A 14,880-nucleotide genomic window follows, 5' to 3' on the forward strand; every position below is an offset into this window, starting at 1 on the left:
CCCGTTTTCCCGCAGGGTAGTGCCGGTGCCCGAGCGAGGAGGACCGTGGCAGCCGACGACGAGGTCTCCGCGTTCGCGTACACCGCCAGGCGGGTGGCGCGGCACCTGCGCTGGGCCCGTACGGAGGGGATCGGGCGGCTGGTCGAGGAGGACCGGCTCGATCCGGTCGACCGGATCAGCACCGCGTTGGCGAAACGACGCTGGCGGCGCCGGGCCGGACGCGTACCCGGCCAGGCGATGCCGGTCTACCTGGTCGGGCTGCAACGCTCGGGCACGAACATGCTGGTCCGGGGGCTGGACTCGGCACCCGAGGTCGAGGTACGCAACGAGAACGACCAGACCCTGTTCCACCGCTTCCAGCTCCGTCCCGACGACGTGCTGACCGCGACGATCCGGCGCAGCCGGCACGCGTACGTCCTGGTCAAGCCTTTGTGTGAGAGCCACCGGGTGGACGAGCTGCTGGATCTGCCGGGGCTGGCGCCCGGTCGCGCGCTCTGGGTCTACCGGGACGTCGACGACCGGGCCCGTTCCGAGGTGGCGAAGTTCGGCGACGCCAACCTGCGGGCGTTGCGCGCCATCGCCGACGGCAGCATCGGTGGGCGGTGGCAGGGGCAGCGGCTGGACGCCGCGACGGTGGAGCTGGTCCGCGACTGCGAACCGGAGCGGCTGGACCCGCACAGCGGCGCCGCCCTGTTCTGGTACGTACGCAACTCGCTCTACTTCGGGCTGGGCCTGTCCGAACGCGCCGACGTGCTGCTGTGCCGGTACGACTCCCTGGTGACCGATCCGGAGACGCAGCTCCGCCGACTCTGCGCCTTCCTCGACTTCCCCTACCACCCGCGGCTGCACGCGCACATCGCCCCGCGCCGCTCCCACGGCGCACCGGAGCACGGGTCGGCCGACCGGCGGCTGCCGATCGAGCCACGGGTGCGGGCACTCTGCGACGAGCTGGCCACCCGGCTCGCCCCCGCCGCCGACGCTGGGCCGCGTGCGGCGAGTGCCGCCGACATTCGACCGGGCGTGCCCGTCGCCGCTGATGCTGGATCCGACCGGAAGGCGGCCGACCGTGGCTGAGCCCGAACCCAACACCGCGCCGATCTTCCTGGTCGGTTGCCAGCGGTCCGGCACCACGATGCTGCGGCTCGTGCTCGACTCGCACTCCGGCATCAGCTGCGGTCCGGAGACCCGGTTCCTGCCGGACCTGCAACGGATCGTCGGCCGGGACTGGGAGCGGCTGGCCCGCTTCGGCTTCCCGCGCGAGGACTGGCTGCGCCGGATCCGGGAGTTCTTCGGCGGTGTGCACGCCGACTACGCCGCCGCCCGGGGCAAGACCCGATGGGCCGACAAGACCCCGCTGTACGCGATGTCGCTGGACTTCGTCACCGAGGTCTTCCCGGACGCCCAGATCGTGCACCTGATCCGGGACGGGCGGGACGTGGTGGTCTCGCACCGCAAGCGGTTCGGCTACTGGTCGGCGGTGAAGTGCGTGGTCAAGTGGCCGCGCTACATCCGTACCGCCCGCGCGGTGGGCGCCACCCTGCCGGCGGACCGCTACTACGAGCTGCGCTACGAGCAGACCGTGACCGAGCCGGAGAAGGCGATGCGCGGGCTGTTCGAGTTCCTCGGCGAACCGTGGGAGGACGGCATCCTCGACTACGACAGCAAGCAGCACGACGTGGCGCAGAAGTACACCACCGAGGCGGACAAGCGGCGGGCGGCGGCGGACGTGGCCGCGCCGATCTACCCGTCGCGGGTGGGCACCTACCGGCGCGAACTGGACCCGTTCCTGCGCCTGCTGGTCTGGATCTTCTCCGGGCGTACGCTGCGCGCCCTGGGCTACCGATGACGCGGGTGGGGCGGGGCCGGGTGCGTGCGCTGGCCGCCGCCGTACTCGCCGCGGTGGTGCTGGTCGGCGCGGGCTGCACCTCCGACGGCGAGCAGGCGCCACCGCCGGCACCGCCGGGCAACGGCTCCCCCTCCGGTACGCCGGCACCCGGCGACACCGGGCCGGGCCGACCCGTCGGCGGGGTGAGCAACCCGTTCGGCGCCCACTGGGACTGGTCCCGGTACGACCAGTTCGCGCCGTACCTGGCGAAGATCGGCGGCTCGGCCACCTACGAGGAACTGACCTGGTGCGAGATCGAGCGGACCTCGGGGCAGCTCGACTGGGCCGAACTGGACCGGATCGCCACCCGCAGTCGTGACCTCGGCATCAAGCTGCACCTGAAGATCCGTACCGGGGTGTGCTGGGCGACCGGGGGCACCGCGGCGTACACCCGGGGAGCGGCGAACAAGACCGAGTCGGCGATGCCGACCGACCTGGCCGCGTACCAGCGGTTCGTCGGCGCGGTGGTGGCGCGCTACGCCCCGTACGGCGTGCGCGAGTACGCGATCGAGAACGAGGTCAACGCGCCGAGCTACTGGGCCGGCAGTCCCGAGGACTACGTACGCCTGGTGAAGGCCGCCGCCGAGACGATCCGCGCGACCGATCCGCAGGCACTGGTGGTCGACTCCGGCATCAGCAGCGTCGCGTACGGCATGGGCGTCGCCGACCGGTTGCTCAAGGCCGGGCGGGTGCCCGACGCGGTCGCCGCCTACCAGGCGTACTTCCAGCGGCGGGTCGGCACGCGGGGCCAGCAGATCCCGGCGGTGACCGGGGAGGCGGCGCTACGCAAGGCGCTCGGCACCGACACCAACACCCGCAGCCTGCGGTTCCTGGCCGCGACCGAGACCCTGCTCGCGGACCGTACGGTCGACGTCCGGCAGTTGCACTTCTACGAGCACTTCGACGGGGTGCCGCCGCTGCTGGACTACCTGCGCGCGCAGACTCCCGCCGGGATGCCGATCCAGGCGTGGGAGGTCGGCCAGTTCTGGCGCGACGGCGACGGTGATCCGGCCAGCCGGGCCGCCGAGATGGTCAAGACGGTCACCCTGCTGGTCGCCGGTGGCATCGGCGAGATCGCCTGGCTGCCGTTGGCCTACAACCCGAACAACGCCGCCGGCAGCGAGGTGCGGTACGGGCTGCTCGACCCGAACGGCACCGAACGCGAGGCGGGCGCGATGATGGCGAGCCTGGCCGAGGCGGCCCGGGACGCGACGGTCACCCCGTTGCCCGCCTCCGCGGCCGGCAAGCTCGACGGGGTCGCCTTCGTCCGGGGCGGCGCCAGCACGCTGGTGCTCTGGTCCGCGTCCGGTACGCCGGTCACGGTGCCGGCCGCACCCGGTGGGCAGAGCGGCGCGGTAGGCGCACCGCTGCGGGCGGCCGGCGGTGCCGGCACCACGATCGGCGCCACTCCGCTGCTGCTCCGCGCCGACCAGCCGGTGGACCGGATCCTCGCCGGCCTGCGCTGAACGTACCGAGGATCATCGGTCCGGGCCGGCGGCATCAGCGCTAGCCGGAACCGACCGTGCCCCGGGACCATGAAGCGGTCCCGGGGCACGACCCCCGCTCTACGGATCCTGGAACTGGGTTACTTGACTATCTCGATCTTGCGCTCGTCGTACACGCTCTTGCAGCCGGTCTGGTCGCAGACGTCGAGCCGGGCCGATCCGAACGCGACACCCTTGCGGTAGGGCTTCAGGTCCGGGGTCACCGCCACGTTGATCTTCTGCTGGTCGCCGGTGCACTCCGGAACGGTGAAGACCTTCTCGCCCTTCGCGATGCCGTTACCCACCGCCTGGGTGACCTCCACCACCAGGTAGGCACTCCCACCGGGCGTGCAGGCGACCTTGACCGGCGCGAACACCACCGCGCCGTTCGCGTCGAGCCGGGCCTTCGCGCCGAGGCTCACGACCGCCACCGAGGGCGACTCCGACTGCACGCTGACCGCCGCGCCGGCCGGCAGGGCGAACGCGATCACGCCGCCTACCGCGATGGCCACCAGGGCGAGCGCTGACGCCCGGAAGCGGGACATCTTCATGCCTTCTCCTCTACTACGGTTGAACTGGGATGGATCTCCCCGGTGGCCGGTGCGGCAAGCCCGACGAGCAGTGCGCCGACGAGCGGCAGAACCGCGATGTGCCACAGGAAGTCGAAACCGCTGTGCACGGCGAACGCCGTGAGTGCGGCAAATACACCGGCCCTGATCCCGGCCCGGTGTTGGTCCGCACCGCCCCGGCGGACGGCCAACGCCATCGCCGCGAACAGTGCCAGTAACGCGAGCGCGCCGACCACGCCGAGGTCGACGAGAAGCTGCAAATACTCGTTGTGCGCGTAGAGCGCGAGCGCGCCGTTCCCGTTGGGCGTCACCCAGAGGAAGCGGGCCTGACCCAGCCCGGTGCCGATCCACGGGTTGGCCGCGACGAGGTCGAACGCGGCCGTCGCCGCACCGCTGCGGCCGGGCGAGTTGAAGTTGCCCCGGCTCGCCAGCACCGCCCGCAGGTGCTCGGAGTCCCACTGACTCAGCAGGGTGAGCCCACCGGCCAGCAGGGCCACCATCATCGCGACCACCCGTACCCGGACCGGCAGCAGGACCGAGCCGAGCACGACAAGGGCTCCGGCGACCAGCCCGAACATCGCGAGCGCGGGTTGTGGTTGACCGGCGGCCGGAGTCGACGGTACGAGCGTGACGACGGCGATCCCCGCGCCCAGGATCAGCGGACCCGCCCGGGAGATGGTCAGCCACGGGCCGGCGGCGATGGCGAGCACCACCAACCCGGCAGCCAACGCGATCAACCCGGCCCGGCTCAGCGCCGCCCCCGTACCGACCAGCAGCAGGTACGCCGCCCCGGCGCGAACCAGCGACCCGGCGATCCCGCGCCCGCGCTCGGCGACCAGGACCTGCTGGTTGCCGGTGGCGGACCAGACCCTGGCGGCCTGGGATCGGGCGCCCGGTTCGCGCCCCGCGTGTGCCGCCGCAACGCCACCGTCCGGTCGGGCGAGCAGCATTGCGATCGCGAGCAGGGCGAGCGGGGCGAGCAACGCCGCGGCGGCGTTGGGGTAGGTGAGTGTGGACGCGCCCCGCCACAGTCGGCCCTCGACCAGCACGGCGAACCGGGGCACCCGGTAGGCCACCCCGATCCAGGCGGTCACCGCGACCAGCACCCCGAGGCCGATCAGGGCCTCGACGCACCGCTCGCGCTCGACCAGGGTGGTACGCGTCAGGATCAGCACCACCGCGGCGACTGCGCCGAGCGTGGCGACCGCCCCGAGCGCCACCGGGTACGCGTCGGCGAGAACCGCCCGTACCAGGATCCAGCCGGCCAGGGCGGCGCAGGCGGCCACCACCGGCCAGGCGTCACGGCGTACCCGGGGCCGGAGCCAGAGCGCGGCGACCAGCGCGACCGCCACCAGTACGGTGACCAGCCCTCGCCCGGCCGGGTAGTAGCCGCCCTGGGCGACCACACCGGCGGAGAGCGCCGCGATCAGTACGACAACATGTGCGGGCAGCGTGGAGCCGCCGGTTTCCGTGGCCGGGTCGGCGCTGGGTGCAGCGTCCAGCCCGGATCGCGCAGAAGTACGCATCTGTCCCCCGTGGACTTCCGTCGCGTTTCTGTGACCCAGTAATGATCATAAAGAGGTCGGTGACCGCCGCCACCCCCGTCGAGCCGGTGGCGGCGGCACTCCCCCCGTCAGTGACCGCGTCCAGCTCGGAGCTTCACCCCCGCACCACGCCCACGGTGATAGCACGCCCTAACCGCCCCCCAGGTTGCACCCCACCCCTGCAACAAACCCGACACCCCGCCCCACCCCCACCCCACCCCACGCCGTTGATCATGAAGTTAGCGCGCCTCCGAGGGCTTCCAGAGGTCGCTAACTTCATGATCAACGAATGTCAGTGGGTGGGCCAGGGGGGTGGGGTGGTTTCGAGGAGGGTTGATAGGTGGGTGTTGTGGGGGGCGAAGTAGCGGGTCAGGCGGGTGGTTAGGGCGGGGGTCAGCTCGGTGGGGCCGGAGTCGACGCGGCGGGTGTGGCGGGTGAAGGTGTCCGGGGTGAAGGGCGGCAGGTCGAGGAAGCGCAGGATCTCGGCGTACGTGCCGGCCGGGTCGGTGTGCAGGTCCTCGGTGTAGGCGACGTGGATCCGCTCCCGGGGGATGTGCGCGTACCAGCGTTCGAGTTGCTCCGCGTAGCGTCCACGGGCGACGTACGAGTGGTTGCGCAGCGCCCGGTGGGCGGTACGGGTGTCCGGGCCGTCGCGCAGTGCCAGCGCCAGCCGCTCCTCCTCCGCGTCGAGTGCGTCCGCGAACGGAAGCGGCTCCGCGCCGTACGAGCGGGTGTGCAGGTAGTGCGAGTACGCGCGCTGCACCGGGTCGCGCAACAGGGCGACAAAACGCGCCTCGGGCAGGTCCGCCGCGATCCGGGCCGGCACGCTCGGGTGGAACAGGTAGTACGGGCTCGCCTCGAAGCTCCGCTCACCTGGCGCGAGGGTCGGGAAGTGGCCCCGGTACCAGCGCAGCCCTCGACCGTGGTGCAGGCTGAAGAACTGCAGCTCCTTGCCGGTGGCGCCGCGTACGAGCGGATGGGCGGCGAGGTAGTGGTAGAGCGACGTGGTGCCGCAACGTTGACCACCGATGACCAGGAAATCCGGCAGCGGCCCCGAGGGTCCCGGACGGCTGGCCCGTCCCCACGCCCGCGCCGCCCGCACTCCGCGCCGCAACCGGTCGGTCACCAGCCGCCGGCCGACCCCGGTCACGACCGCACCCCGACCGGTCCCGCCACGCCGACCCCGGTCACGACCCGACCCCGGCCGGTTCGGTCGCCCCGGCCCGACCGGCACCCGGACCCCCAGTGTCCGGGCCACCGGCATCCGGGCCACCGGCATTAGGGCCACCGCGATCCGGGCCGCCGGCACCGGCGGCACGGCGGCCGCCTCGACGGGTCACCGCGCGCAGCACCATCACGTCCTCCCGACTGAGCCCGAGGGCGAGCACCGCCCCCAGGTAGACCAGCGCGATCACGGCCAGCCCGACCGCGAGTTCGGCGCCCCAGCCGGGCACCAGCCACCGGGCGCCGAAGCCGGCGCCCAGGGCGAGCACCGCCGCGGCCAGGCCCTTGAGCATGCCGACGGTGACCGGCACCGCGTGCACCAGCACCCGTACCTGCCAGACCCGGGCGATGTTCACCGCGGCCAGCGACACCGCCCAGGCGACCGCCGCGCCGAGGATGCCGTACGCCGGGATCAGCCAGAGGTTGAGCAGGATGTTGAGCACCAGCGCGGCGAGGTTGTCGACCATGTTGACCGACACCCGGCCGGACATGTTCAGCAGCGTCCCGCACGGGCCGGTCGCCGCGTTGACGAGCTGACCGAGCGCCAGGGCGATGGTCACCGCCGCGCCACCGGCCAGCGCGGACCCGTTGACCAGGTGCAGCAACTGTTCCGGCAGGACCAGCAGCGCCACGAACGCCGGCAGCGACAGGCGTACGACCCAGCCGGTGGCGACCGCGTAGATCCGGCGTACCTCGTCCATCCGGCCCTGGTGGTAGAGGTGCGCCAGGTACGGGCCGAACGACGCGTTGATCGGCGCGAGCACGAACACCGCCACCGTGACCAGCCGCGTCGCCACGTGGTACGCGCCGATGTCGTCGTTGCCGTAGAAACCGAGCAGCAGCGTGTCCACCCAGATCAGCCCGGTGGAGGAGAGCGACGACACCCAGCTCACGGTGGAGAAGCGGAACAGCTCGGTGGGCCGGTACGCGGGTCGCGCGGCCGCCACCCGGCGCAACATCCGGGCCAGCGCCACGAGGGCGAACCCGGCCGCGCTCCAACTCGCCAGCACCACCGCCCAGAACGCCCCGGTCAGCCCGGCGCCGACCACCAGCGCCAGCACGGTGAGCAGCAGCCGGGCGGCCGGCTCGTAGACCTGACCGATCAGCGCGTACGCCCGCTGGGTGCGCCAGCCTCGGGTGGCGGCGAGCGCCGCCTCGCAGACGGTGGCGGCCGGCAGGGTCAGCGCGGCCAGCCGTAACCCGGTGGTGAGCTGCGGATCGTTGAGCGCCTGCGCCAGCCATGGTGCGCCGAGCGCGAGCCCGACCGCGATCAGGCTGGACGCCGCGGCCGAGATGCCGACACCGAGCCGGATGGTGCCCCGGATCGCGGCCGGGTCGTCGTCGGCGAGGTGCACCGCGACGAACCGGGTCAGCCCGGCCCGGAACCCGGAGAGCGAGAGCAGTCCGAGCAGCGACAGCACCGCGTAGACCTGGGCGTACCGGCCAACCTCCCGCAGGCCGAGCACCCGGGCCAGCAGCAGCATGATGAGGAACAGCGCCGCCTGGCTCAGTATCGCCCCGGCCAGGTTCAGCACTCCGCCGCGGGCCATTCCGCGTACCTGTTGGTCGCCGGACTCCGACTCGGCCGGCGGCCGGCCGGTCAGCTCGCCGCTCACCCGGCGGTCCGGTCCCGACCGGTCACGACCGGACCGAGGTGGCAGTGTCGACCGGGGCCGGCACCGGCGGGGCCGACGGCGCGTCGACCGTCGCGCCGATGGCCGCCGGGGCGGGGGTCGGCCGGGCCGTCGGGCGCAGCGCGGCCCGACCCCGTGACAGCAGTTCGAGTACGCCCACCAGCAGCACCCCCAGCAGCACCCCGGCACCGGCCACCGGCAGTGCGGTACGGATCAGCTCGCTGATCCGGCTCACCGCGTGCACCTGCCCGATGCTGGTCACCTGGGCCGGGTCGGCGGCCTGGGTCTGCGCCCGAGCCGCCTGCAACCCCTGCCTGGCCTGGGACAGCGCACCGGTCGCGGCGTCCCGCTGGGCGAGCAGCGCCTGGTAGTCGGGCAGCTTCGGCCCCAGCTCGTCGAGCTTCTTCTGCGCGGCGCTGATCGCACTGGCCGCCGCGTCCGCGCCCCGGCTGTTGCCGACCGCCTGCATGGACAGCTGTTGCTGCCGCAGGCTGGTCAGCTCGCTCAGGGTGGCCTGGTAGATCCGGTCGGGCTGGGAGACCTTGTTCAGCTTCTCCCAGTCGCCGATCGCCTTGGTCGCCGCGGTCACGTCCGCGTTGGCCGCCTCGACCTCCCCGGTGGCGATGCCGACCTGGGAGGAGAAGAGGAACGCCAGCGCGCGGGTGGTGGTCGCGGTGAGCACCGGTGCCACGTTCGCCCGCTTGGCCGCGGCGTACCGGACTTCGAGTTGGCTGCTCGCACCGACCTGGGTGACGGTCAGCCCGTCGCGCAGCCGCTCCGGTGCCACCCCGGTGTCGGCGGCCACGTCGGCGAGTACGCGGGGCGAGGTGACCGCCGCACCGAACGCCGCCACGAACTGGTTGGCCGCCTGGGTGCCGCTGTACTGCGTACCGGCGGCACCGCCGACCAGGGCCGGCGCGGCCACGTACGCGGTGCCGCTGTACTGCTGGGGTGCGAGCAGCACGATGCCGGCCGCCGCGCCGGTGGCGAGCACCGGCACTCCCACGAGTACCCAGAGCCGCCGCCGGGCGACCCGCAGGTAGTCGACGATCTCCACGCTTGTTACCCCAATGCTGTTGTTGCGTGCGACGGGACGGGTGTGCTGCGTGGCTTCGCGCTGGCCGGTTCGGTCGCCGGCCGGCGCGCGATGGCGCTGGCCGCCGCGGCGAAGGCGACGAAGTACCAGAGCGTGACCACGTTGGAAATGACGTTCGAGGCGGCGCTGACCGCCACGAACGCGGTGGCGCAGCCGGCGAAGCCGACCGCCACACCACGCTCGAAACTGCCGGGTGGTGCCCGCCGCAGAGCCGTACGGGCGGTGTAGAGGAAACCGAGCAGCATCGCCAGGTACGCGCCGAGGCCGAGCAGCCCGGTCTCGACGTACGCCCGGAGGAAGTCGTTGTGCGGCTTCTTCGCCTCGTCGGTCTCGCGCTGGGTCATGTTCGGCCCGATGCCGGTCAACGGGTTGCGGTTGGCCAGCGTGACGATCTCGGTCCAGTAGCCGATCCGCCAGGCCAGGGTGTTGCCGGTCGGGTCACCGCCGACCGCGCGGGAGTCGGCGAGCTGGGCGAACCGGGCGCCGACCGCCGGCACTAGGGTCACCCCGGCGACCGCCACCACGCAGAGCGTCACCAGCATCCGCTTGCTGCGGTGCAGTACGGCCACCACGACGAGTCCGATCGCCGCACCGAGGATGGCACTGCGGGTGTTGGTCAGCAGCAGGAAGACCAGCGACAACCCGAGCATCACCCCGAGTACGACCCGCATTCGGCGACTCAGGAAGCGGTACACCGCGAACCCGAAGATCACCATGAACATCAGGTAACGCCCGAACGTGGTCGACTGGCTGAACGTACCGCTGATCCGGGTGAAGCTGCCCTTCACCTCGGCCGGCGGGTGCCCGAGCAGCGACAGCAGCACGGTGTAGCCGAGCGCCAGCACCAGCGAGAAGTAGCAGGCCAACAGGACCCGGCGGATCGCCGCGGTGTCCGGCATGAGCTGCTCCAGCACCACGAACATCACCACCACGGTGAGGATGCGCAGCGCTTCCAGCAGGCTGTTCGACGGTACGGCCGCGCCGAGCGCGCTGACCAGGCTGGTCGCGCCGACCAGCAGCATGGCCCAGCCCATCGGCGAGCCGCGCAGCCGCCCCTGCCGGCTGAACTGGGCGGCCAGCCAGAGTCCGGCGGCGAGCAGGAAGAGCACGGCGAGCAGGGTGGACGGGTCGGTCGCCCGGCCACTCTCCACGGGTGCGGCCTGGCCGGCGCTCGGTCCGGTGAGCTTGAACAGGTCGACGCAGGAGCGGACCGCGAGCATCAGCAGCACGTACCCGGCGAACCGGGTCAGTGCGAGCACCGCCACCGCGATCCCGGCGACGGCGGCGATCGGCAGCACCACACCCTTGCGGTCACCGTCCGCCAGCGACAGACCGGCGACCACCGCGATGACCGCGGCGACCACGGCCGCCCCGCCGACGAGGAGCCGGGCTGCCGTACCGCCCCGGATCGGATCGACTCCGACGGTCGACGCACCGCCGTCGCGTACGCCGACCAACTGCTGCGTGTGTTGTTCCACCGGTCCCACTGAAGCCGAATCGACGCTGCCCCGACCGCTGCCGGGCGCGGCCATCCCATTCCTCCCCGGACGAAGCCCAGGTCCTCCCGGCACGAAGATCGGTTCAATCTAGCCCCGGTCACTCGTCCGGCAGAAGGGGCCGTTACGCCGACCGGGGCATCCTCCCCCGGGTTGACCGGCACCGACCCCGCTGAGCAGGGCAGATGCCTTGTCGGCGAGAAGACGGAAGCGGCGCCGGGCGGACCGGAAGGCGCCGGGCGGCACCGGGCGGCACCGGCGGCCCGGGAAGTCAGGCGGCGGGTGCTCGGGCGGCGAGCCGGGCGCGGGCCCGGCGGCCGGGGACCCGGGCCAGTTCGAGGTAGAGCTGTTCCAGCTCGCGGGCGGCGGTGTCCCAGCTGTACATGCCGGTCACCCGGTCGCGCAGCGCCTCGGCACCGGCCCGTTCGGCCGCCGGGTCGGCGAGCAGCGGGGCGAGCGCCCGGAGCAGGTCGTCCTCGTCGCCGTCGCGGAACAGCCGCCGCCCCGGTGCGTCGGACTCCAGCACCTCCACGTGCGGCGCGATGTCGCTGGCGACCACCGGCAGCCCGTACGCGGCGGCCTCCAGCAGGGTCAACGGCAGACCCTCCAGGCGGGACGGCTGGACGAAGCCGGCGGCGTTGGCGTACAGCTCGGCGAGCAGGTCACCGTAGGCGAAGCCGGTGAAGACGATCCGCTCGTCCCCCTCGGCCTCGCGGCGCAGCTTCGCCACGAAGTCGTCGGTGAACGACGAGCCGCCGACGATCGCCAACCGCATCCGGGTGTCGCTGCGGCGGAATGCCCGGATCAGCAGGTCGGCCGCCTTCTCCGGAACGAGCCGGCCGACCAGGATCAGGTAACCGCCCGGGGTGAGCCCGAACCGGGCCCCGATCTGTCGGGCCGGTAGCGGCCGGGCGGCGTTCACCCCGTTCGGGATGTAGCTGGTGGGGCGGCCGAACCGGGTCTCGTAGTGGGCGGCGAGGCCACGGGAGACGGCGACCCGCCGGTGCGGGACGTACCCGCTCATCCAGTGGGCGCTGCCCAGCACCGCCCGCGCGCCGGCACCCCACTTGTCGCGCTGGTTGTCCAGCCCGTGCACGGTCAGCACCACCCGCGCCCGGGACAGCCAGCGCGGCAGCGGTGCGACCAGGCCGGGTCCGAGACCGTGGTAGTGCACGATGTCGGGCCGCTCGCGCATCGCCGCCATCGTCGAGGTGGCGGCGTGCACGATCGCGTCGAGGTGCTTGCTCGCCACCGTACGGACCTGGCGCAGCCGTACGCCCCGGTAGCGGTCCAGCGGCATGCTGCCGTAGCTCTCCCGGCAATAGACCGTGACCTCGTGGCCGTAGTCGGCCAGCCGGCTGGCGAGTTCCTCGACGTGCCGCTCGATCCCGCCGTAGGTGGCCGGCATGCCCTTCTGGCCGATCATCGCGATGCGCAGCGGTCGCCAGCCGGCGCCCGGTCCGGCGGGATGCGCGGGAATCTCCCGCCGGACCGGAGCGCCCCGGCCGTGTTGGCCGGGAATGGCAGTTTTGTGAGGCTCGTGGTCTACTTTCTCGGCCTGCAGGTCGGGATGGACCACGGTAACTCCCTGCGTGACTAGATGCGCGCCCGCTGCCCGGGCAGATCAACACCCTGCCACGAACGGGCCGACCTGCCCGCTGAACATCTGTTGGAAAAGATCACTCGTGGTGTTCGTCACTCGTAGAAATGACGCCCGGATGTCGTGGAGACGCTCCGTGGTGTCGCGGGGTCGAACGGTGCACGAACAAATTCCTACAGGTGAAGATGGCGATCCGTGCAGGCCGCCGCCTAACCTACCGAAGCTTCTGACCTAAAAGGAGAACTGCATGGGTCGCATCAGCAGGCTGTGGCGCGCGGGTATCGCCGTGCTCCCCGTGGCCGCGCTCGCCGTCGTCGGGGCGGCGCCACAGGCACTCGCCATCGACACCCCCGCGATCGTCGTACAGGACGGCGTGACGCAGCCGGTCTTCGGCTACGCGGACGCCATCCGGGAACGACTTTTCATCGACTCCACTTTCGACAGTGACAACGACGGGCTGCGCGACATCATCGCGTTCGACGTCATGCGGCCGAAGGCGACCGCGAATGGCCTCAAGGTGCCGGTTGTCATGGACGCCAGCCCCTATTACTCGACCGTCTGCCGCGGCAACGAGTCCGAGTGCAAGGCCGACCTGGATGGCGACGGCCTGAACGACAAGTGGCCGTTGTTCTACGACAACTACTTCGTGCCGCGTGGATACGCGGTGATCCTGCTCGACATGGTGGGCACCAACAACTCGACCGGTTGCCCGACCACCAACGCAAACGAGGACAACCTCAGCGCCAAGCAGGCGATCAACTGGCTGAACGGCCGGGCCACCGCCCGTAACGCCGCTGGTCAGGTCGTCAAGGCGGACTGGCACAACGGCAAGACCGGCATGATCGGCAAGTCGTACGACGGCTCGCTGGCCATGTCCACGGCGGTGACCGGGGTCAAGGGCCTCACCACCATCGTGCCGATCAGCGGCCCGACCGAGTACTACGACTACGTACGCAGCAACGGGGTCATCACCCGGGGCAACAGCTACGTGGCGTCGCTGGCCAACACGGTGACCAACCCGGAGCGGCGGGACTACTGCAAGCCGACCCGGGACGCGATGGCCGCCGTCGACGGCGACGAGACCGGTGACTACACCTCCTTCTGGAACGAGCGCAGCTACGTCAAGAAGGTTCCGAACGTCACCGCGAGCGTGCTGCTCTACCACGGCCTGAACGACGACAACGTACGGCCGGACCACTTCAGCAAGTTCTGGTACGCGCTGGCCGAGAACAACGTGCCGCGCAAGCTGTGGCTGTCGCAGGAGGGTCACGTCGACCCGTTCGACTCCCGCCGCGAGGTGTGGGTCAACACCCTGCACCGCTGGTTCGACTTCTGGCTCCAGGGTGTGCAGAACGGCATCATGGAGGAGCCCCGGGTCGACCTGGAGCGTTCCGCCGACGTGTGGGAGACGTACGCCGACTGGCCGGTGCCGGGTAAGGCCGACACCGAGGTCTTCCTGCAGCCGGGTACCACCGGTGCCGGTGGCCTCGGCCTGGTCCCGACGACGAAGCCGGTCAACGGCACGTTCACGGACAGCCCGACGCAGAGCCAGAACACGATGATCCTGAACCCGGACGCCGTGCAGCCGAACCGGCTGGCCTTCCTCTCCGCCCCGCTCACCGCGCCGCTGCACGTCTCCGGTACGCCGGTCGTGCAGCTTCGTGCCTCGGCCGACCAGACCGACACCAACTTCGGTGCCATCCTGGTCGACTACGGCACCGCCGAGCGGGTCAACCACCGCGCCTCGGGCGAGGGCATCATCACCCTCGAGACGTCCGACTGCTGGGGTGAGAGCAGCCCGACCGACGACGGTTGTTACAAGCAGACCCAGAAGCGGGTGGCTACGGCCGACTACGAGCTGGTCACCAAGGGTGTCATGGACGCCCAGAACCGGCAGTCGATCCGTACCGCGGTGCCGCTGGTGCCGGGTCAGGCGTACAACTTCAGCTTCCCGCTGCTGCCGGAGGACTACGTCTTCCAGCCGGGTCACCGGGTCGGCGTGATCATCGTCGGCAGCTACCCGCAGTACTCCAGCCAGGCGGACCAGACCCGCGCCAACATCGCGGTCGCGCTGAAGAGCAGCAACATCGTCCTGCCCGTGGTCGGTGGCACCGCCGCCGCGCACGCCGCCGGACTGTAATACCCCCGGAACGTCTCCCGCGCAGTTGGCGTTCCACGGGAAAACCCGCAGGCCGGTGGCTCCATCAGCCCCGCCACCGGCCTGCGGCCCCGAACCTGAGCGCAGCGTCCGGGGGGGGGGGGGGGGGTGACGGAAGAAGACGCCACCCTGGGGTGGGGCACCCACACCCCCCCCCGGCGCCGCGAAGGACACCCCGGGGGGGAAGGGT

Annotated in this window: 11 protein-coding genes; 4 read left to right on the forward strand and 7 right to left on the reverse strand. The window is 71.8% G+C overall.

The genetic code is table 11. The features are described from left to right. Positions 1 to 45: 45 nt before the first annotated feature. Genes AB0J90_RS25885 through AB0J90_RS25895 form a run of 3 tightly spaced genes read left to right on the forward strand, consistent with a single transcriptional unit; the run spans position 46 to position 3,351 of the window. The gene (locus AB0J90_RS25885; protein ID WP_363600006.1) at positions 46 to 1,074 is read left to right on the forward strand and encodes a hypothetical protein; all 1,029 of its coding nucleotides are present in this window, start codon (positions 46 to 48) and stop codon (positions 1,072 to 1,074) included. Next, the gene (locus tag AB0J90_RS25890) at positions 1,067 to 1,846 is read left to right on the forward strand and encodes a sulfotransferase (protein ID WP_363600008.1); all 780 of its coding nucleotides are present in this window, start codon (positions 1,067 to 1,069) and stop codon (positions 1,844 to 1,846) included. Before AB0J90_RS25885 ends, AB0J90_RS25890 begins: the two co-directional genes overlap by 8 nt. Continuing rightward, positions 1,843 to 3,351, forward strand: a complete 1,509-nt coding sequence (locus AB0J90_RS25895; protein ID WP_363600010.1) for a hypothetical protein — start codon at positions 1,843 to 1,845, stop codon at positions 3,349 to 3,351. The genes AB0J90_RS25890 and AB0J90_RS25895 overlap by 4 nt, the downstream gene beginning before the upstream one ends. 119 nt (positions 3,352 to 3,470) lie before the next feature. On the opposite strand, the gene AB0J90_RS25900 is transcribed toward AB0J90_RS25895, so the two are convergent. The 7 genes from AB0J90_RS25900 to AB0J90_RS25930 all read right to left on the reverse strand — a co-directional run bounded on the left by AB0J90_RS25900 (position 3,471) and on the right by AB0J90_RS25930 (position 12,511). After that, the gene (locus AB0J90_RS25900) at positions 3,471 to 3,920 is read right to left on the reverse strand and encodes a hypothetical protein (RefSeq protein ID WP_363600012.1); all 450 of its coding nucleotides are present in this window, start codon (positions 3,918 to 3,920) and stop codon (positions 3,471 to 3,473) included. Further along, positions 3,917 to 5,464: an O-antigen ligase family protein gene (locus AB0J90_RS25905; protein ID WP_363600014.1), complete on the reverse strand. Its 1,548-nt coding sequence runs from the start codon at positions 5,462 to 5,464 to the stop codon at positions 3,917 to 3,919. Before AB0J90_RS25905 ends, AB0J90_RS25900 begins: the two co-directional genes overlap by 4 nt. A 310-nt stretch (positions 5,465 to 5,774) precedes the next feature. After that, positions 5,775 to 6,632, reverse strand: a complete 858-nt coding sequence (locus AB0J90_RS25910) for a sulfotransferase domain-containing protein (RefSeq protein WP_363600016.1) — start codon at positions 6,630 to 6,632, stop codon at positions 5,775 to 5,777. Between the two features lie 37 nt (positions 6,633 to 6,669). Continuing rightward, positions 6,670 to 8,322 (reverse strand): flippase, encoded by a 1,653-nt coding sequence (locus tag AB0J90_RS25915; protein ID WP_363600018.1) that lies wholly within the window; start codon positions 8,320 to 8,322, stop codon positions 6,670 to 6,672. A 22-nt stretch (positions 8,323 to 8,344) separates the two neighbouring features. Further along, positions 8,345 to 9,397 carry a Wzz/FepE/Etk N-terminal domain-containing protein gene (locus tag AB0J90_RS25920; protein WP_363600020.1) on the reverse strand — a complete coding sequence of 351 codons (1,053 nt, stop codon included), beginning with the start codon at positions 9,395 to 9,397 and terminating at the stop codon, positions 8,345 to 8,347. A gap of 5 nt (positions 9,398 to 9,402) precedes the next feature. Further along, positions 9,403 to 10,914, reverse strand: a complete 1,512-nt coding sequence (locus AB0J90_RS25925) for an O-antigen ligase family protein (RefSeq protein WP_363600022.1) — start codon at positions 10,912 to 10,914, stop codon at positions 9,403 to 9,405. A gap of 289 nt (positions 10,915 to 11,203) precedes the next feature. Further along, a complete protein-coding gene (locus AB0J90_RS25930; RefSeq protein WP_363600024.1) occupies positions 11,204 to 12,511 on the reverse strand; it encodes a glycosyltransferase family 4 protein in 1,308 nt (435 codons plus the stop codon). A 268-nt stretch (positions 12,512 to 12,779) separates the two neighbouring features. On the opposite strand from AB0J90_RS25930, the gene AB0J90_RS25935 reads away from it, so the two are divergent. Then, complete coding sequence (locus AB0J90_RS25935) at positions 12,780 to 14,672, forward strand: CocE/NonD family hydrolase (protein ID WP_363600026.1); 1,893 nt, start codon at positions 12,780 to 12,782, stop codon at positions 14,670 to 14,672. Positions 14,673 to 14,880: the final 208 nt, after the last annotated feature.

This window comes from Micromonospora sp. NPDC049523 (assembly GCF_040676775.1).
GTDB lineage: Bacteria > Actinomycetota > Actinomycetes > Mycobacteriales > Micromonosporaceae > Micromonospora_G.